This window comes from Acinetobacter sp. BY419 (assembly GCF_019038395.1).
Classification (GTDB): Bacteria; Pseudomonadota; Gammaproteobacteria; order Pseudomonadales; family Moraxellaceae; genus Acinetobacter.
In genome coordinates, this window is sequence record NZ_JAGFXZ010000060.1 from 1 (window position 1) to 5372 (window position 5372).

3 protein-coding genes and 2 rRNA genes are annotated in these 5372 nt (G+C 42.3%); all 5 read left to right on the forward strand.

The window, feature by feature from the left end; translation table 11 throughout:
• Nucleotides 1-94 (forward strand): 23S ribosomal RNA (locus KUG37_RS14415); the annotation flags it as partial.
• Between the two features lie 208 nt (nt 95-302).
• Nucleotides 303-417 (forward strand): 5S ribosomal RNA (rrf, locus tag KUG37_RS14420).
• Nucleotides 418-600: 183 nt separating this feature from the next.
• Nucleotides 601-1848: an esterase-like activity of phytase family protein gene (locus KUG37_RS14425; protein WP_216938289.1), complete on the forward strand. Its 1248-nt coding sequence runs from the start codon at nt 601-603 to the stop codon at nt 1846-1848.
• Nucleotides 1849-2129: 281 nt separating this feature from the next.
• Entirely contained in the window at nt 2130-3494 is a 1365-nt protein-coding gene (locus tag KUG37_RS14430) for an MFS transporter (RefSeq protein ID WP_216938291.1), read from the forward strand.
• Nucleotides 3495-3852: 358 nt separating this feature from the next.
• A complete protein-coding gene (locus tag KUG37_RS14435) occupies nt 3853-5202 on the forward strand; it encodes an aromatic acid/H+ symport family MFS transporter (RefSeq protein ID WP_216940654.1) in 1350 nt (449 codons plus the stop codon).
• The last annotated feature ends 170 nt before the right edge of the window (nt 5203-5372 follow it).

Below are 5372 nucleotides of genomic sequence, written 5' to 3' on the forward strand. Positions count from 1 at the left end.
GAGCCGTTGAAGACTACGACGTTGATAGGTTGGATGTGGAAGTGCAGCGATGCATGAAGCTGACCAATACTAATTGCTCGTGAGGCTTGACTATACAACACCCAAACAGTTGTTGTATGAAGCTCGACTGATTCGATATTAAGCAAAACAGCTTGATTTAGTGAACGCTAAAGAACAAATGAGAGTATAATTAAGCACTGCTTAGTTCTACTCGCAAGAACTCAAATATACCTGTTAATGAATTCTATTTGACCAAGCATTGGCATCTAAATAAGACCAAACGCAAAGTCATAAACAGTTGTGCTGGCGACAATAGCAAGAGTGAACCACCTGATCCCTTCCCGAACTCAGAAGTGAAACCTCTTAGCGCTGATGGTAGTGTGGGGTTACCCATGTGAGAGTAAGTCATCGCCAGCTCATTATTCGAAACACCCCCTGTCTAAAGGCAGGGGGTGTTTTTTTATGCGTGGGATTTGTAGATCGGATTTCTATAATTATTAATATAAAACTGTCGCCAAAACTTCATTGCATCGCAACTATTTTGTCATTCAAACTGTATTAAATAAGGCTTCCACTTTATAAAAATTGAAGAATGGAAGTATGAGAAAAATCTCCCTAAGTTTGTTGGCTATTTCCACATTGGCCCTTGCTGCATGCAATGAATCTGATGATAAAACCCCTCAACCTATAGAAAGCTTAACTGAACCAACTTTGGTATCCTTTGCCAAACTGGATGTAGAAACTTATGCAGAAGGCCCTGATTCAGGACAAGATGTACGTGGGGCAAATGGTATTTTTCCTCCATTTTCAGGCCAGCCTGTACAGGGTTTTTCTGCTGCACTCAAGCAGCCTGATGGAACTTATCTGGTGATGTCAGATAATGGCTTTGGCTCGCAAGATAATTCTTCTGATTATTTATTGCGTTTGCATCATGTGTCTAGCGATTTCATAACCAAGACAGGCGGTACAGCAACTGTCAAACATTTAGCTTATATTCAGCTTCGTGATCCGAACCAACTGATTCCTTTTGAAATTATCAACGGGAATACTCAAGAGCGTTTATTGACGGGTGCTGACTTTGATCCGGAATCTATGCAGCGTGTTCCCAATGGGGATATCTGGATTGGAGATGAATTTGGACCTTATTTATTACATTTTGGTGCAGATGGGATATTAAAAAGTCCGCCAATTGCTTTAGCTCATCCATTAGAAGCCGGAACTGAACTCAGATCTCCACAAAATCAGCTAAATAAAAGCACGATAGCTTATATTAAACCCTTGGTACAGCGTAGTGGGGGCTTTGAAGGAATGGCGATTTCCCCCAATGGTCGCTATTTATATCCTTTATTAGAAAAGCCTTTGATAGATGCAGTGACTTCGCAATTAATCATTTCAGAATTCGATTTGGAGAAGAAAGTTTATACTGGAAATTTCTATTATTTTGAATTGGATTCGCAAGCCACTGCAATTGGTGATTTTCAGCTATTTAGTGCCAAAGAAGGGCTGATCATTGAGCGCGATGACAGTGAAAATAACCTTGGAGGCTATAAGAAATTAATCAGGATCACATTGAGCCGACCGGGTGAATCTGTCACACGAGAAACACTGGTTAACCTGATGGATTTGGCTAATCCGGATTTGCTCTATGGTCCGCCAAGGGCCGGGGATATTGCCACAGGTCAGCGCTTTGGTTTTCCATTTCAAACCATTGAAGATATTATTATTGAAGGACCAGATTTAATTACCGTATTGAATGACAATAACTTTCCCGGTTCAAGTGGCCGTAATCAAAATCTGGCAGATGATAATGAAATCATTCAGATCAAGTTGCCCCGACCGCTGTATTAATTCTATATCTTAAATCTCAAAACTCTCTCAGTCTGAATGCTGAGGGATTTTTTATGCTCCAGATTTATCCGGCATTGTTTAGTTTTGATTAAAAACTGGACTCATGGGTTTAGATTTTTGCATAACCGTTAAGACTTTAGTCGCATATTGCCAGAAAATTAGCTGTGTTGAACTAAGTTGTTGCACGAATATGGCGATAAGAATCATTAAAAATAATAAATAAGAGTTAGGGTCATGTGTCGAGCTGAAAACAACGAATAACAACTCACAGGAGGTGAGGCGTGACTATAAATACAGTAAATGTAAATGCTGTAGTGGATACTGCAAAGTTTAAACCTTTTCATTTAAAAGTCGTACTTTGGTGCGTATTCATCGTAATTTTTGACGGTTATGACTTGGCAATTAACGGTGTAGCATTGCCACTACTGATGCAAGAATGGAATATGTCGGCAGTACAGGCGGGCATGTTGGCAAGTACTGCTTTGGCCGGCATGATGTTTGGTGCCATGCTGTTTGGAATGCTGGCCGATAAAATTGGCCGAAAAAATGTGATTCTGATTTGTGTCACTTTATTCAGTGGTTTTACCTTCTGGGGAGGTTTTGCTTCAAATCCGACTGAATTCGGGATCTTGCGTTTTATTGCAGGTCTTGGTATCGGAGGGGTATTACCTAATCTGGTCGCTTTAACCTCTGAATATGCTCCACAAAAAATGCGCAGTACCTTAGTGACCACCATGTTTAGTGGTTATGCGGTAGGCGGTATTATGGCGGCTTTACTCGGTGCCTGGCTTACCCCAAGTTTTGGCTGGGAAATCATGTTCTACATTGCGGGTATTCCACTGTTGATCATTCCGGTCTTATGGTTTTATTTGCCAGAATCTTTAACTTTCCTGGTTAAAAAACAGCAAAATGAAAAAGCCCGTAATATTGTGCAGCAGCTCAGTCCAGAGCAGAACATGAATGCAAATACCCGATTTGCATTGAATGAAGTACAAACTTCAGAAGCTTCAATCGCGGCACTTTTCAAGGAAGGTCGTAGCCTGAGTACCTTATTGTTCTGGTCATGCTTCTTCATGTGCTTGTTGATGGTATATGCATTGGGTAGCTGGTTACCGAAACTGATGATGGCAGCCGGATACTCGCTGGGTAATAGTTTGATGTTCCTGATGGCGATGAATATTGGTGCGGTGATTGGTACGATTGGCGGAGGCATTTTGGCAGACCGTTTCCATTTGAAACCGGTCATTATCGGCATGTTCATGCTCGGTGCAGTGTCACTGGTTGGCCTTGGCTTCAATTCTCCACAACCGGTGATTTACTTACTGGTAGCTCTGGCGGGTGCATCTGCGATTGGCAGTAGTATTTTGCTCTATAGTTTTGTGGCGCAGTATTATCCAATGTCGATTCGCTCGACAGGAATTGGCTGTGCATCTGCAGTAGGACGGATCGGCGCGATTGTGGGTCCAATTTTGATCGGTTTCTTGCTGGGGATGGAATTACCACACAAATTCAATTTCATTGCGGTTGCTATTCCGGCACTGATTGGTGCGATTGCAGTGGCGATGATTGTACGTAAAGATCTCAATGCAGAAAGAAATGCTGAAACCTTGCAGGCTGAACAGAAACTCAAGTCAATTAAAACCTGATGCATCATGTTGGTTGACATAAAAGACCCATGATGAATCTTCAAAAACCCCTTTGTTTGAAGGGATTTTTGCTTGTCTGCTGTATAAAATTAAATCAATATTCAATTGTTCAAAAAATCAGGTGCTTGAAAGAGCTTAAATATTAAGCGAATTAAAAAATAATTATTAATTATTCAAATATTTATCTTATTAATAGTGTGACATATCACGCAAATAAATGACCTTTCCGTGAGCATAGCAGAATATCAATTAGTCTTATTGTGCCTTAAATCCCGCTTGCGTATATTGCCTGACATTGAAGATTGTCTTCAATCTTCAACAAGATGTTATGGACAAGTACTCATGGGAGATGAGAACGATGACAACGGAAAACATAGATGTAAATTCTGTAGTCGATAATGCGAAATTCACGCCTTTCCACTTCAATGTAGTTGCTTGGTGTTTACTCATTATCCTATTTGACGGCTATGATTTAGCAATCAATGGTGTGGTTTTACCCTTATTGATGCAAGACTGGGGCTTAAGTGCAGTGCAGGCGGGAATGCTTGCGAGTACGGCACTGGCCGGCATGATGTTTGGTGCGATGATCTTTGGTTCCCTCGCGGACAAGATTGGTCGCAAGAAAGTCATCATGATCTGTATTGTATTATTCAGTGGTTTAACTTTTGCGGGTGGCTTTGCCTCAAATCCAACCGAATTCGGTATTTTACGTTTCCTTGCCGGCCTCGGTATTGGTGGTGTCATGCCAAACCTGGTGGCATTGACTTCGGAATATGCGCCAAAAAAAATGCGCAGTACGCTAGTAACGACCATGTTTAGTGGTTATGCCGTCGGTGGCGTGATGGCAGCTTTGCTGGGTTCATGGTTTACCCCAAGTTTTGGTTGGGAAATCATGTTCTTTATCGCGGGTATTCCATTATTTTTACTGCCAGTAATCTGGAAATTCCTGCCTGAATCGCTTGCATTTATTGTGAAGCAGAACAAGCAGGCCGAAGCTCGTCACATTGTACGTCGTCTGGCGCCAAACCTGACGGTTACCGAGAATACAATGCTCACCCTGCCACAGGAAAATGTGCCTGAAGCAGCGAACGTGGTGAGCTTGTTCCGTCGTGGTCGTGCGGTCAATACTTTACTGTTCTGGGTTGCGTTCTTTAGCTGCCTGTTGACCATGTATGCGTTAAGCAGCTGGTTACCGAAGTTGATGATGGCCGCAGGCTACTCGATGGACAACAGTCTGATGTTCATGCTGGTGATGAATGTGGGCGCGGTCGTGGGTATTGTGGGTGGTGGTATTCTTGCAGATCGTTTCCACCTGAAACCGGTACTGATGTTCCTGGGTATTATGGGTGCGATTGTAATGAGCCTGATGGGCTTCCAATCGAATACCTTCCTGCTTTATATCTTGGTGTTCTTGGCCGGTGCAGCATCAATTGGTTCGCAAATGTTACTGTATAGCTATGTTGCGCAGTTCTACCCACTTGCAGTACGTTCAACAGGTATTGGCTGGTCTTCTGCGATTGGTCGTATGGGCGCGATTGTAGGGCCGATCCTGATTGGTGGTTTACTCGGTATGAACCTGCCTGCTTACTTCAACTTTATGGCAGTCGGTTTACCGGTTCTGATTACTGCAATTGCGGTTGCCTTGATCATGCATGACAATGAGTCTGAAAAGATTGGTTCAATTGAACCAGCAGTGTCTAAAGCTTAAAGCTAAGGATTAAATAAGAAGCCTCCGAAAGGGGGCTTTTTTGTATAATAGATCTCTTTCATAAATCAAAAAACGATCTTCTTTTGGTTAATATTTGCACTCCAGATTTCTTAGCATTCGTGCATAATCTGCGGATGAAATACATCGATTCAAACAAGCTTTCTGATCCT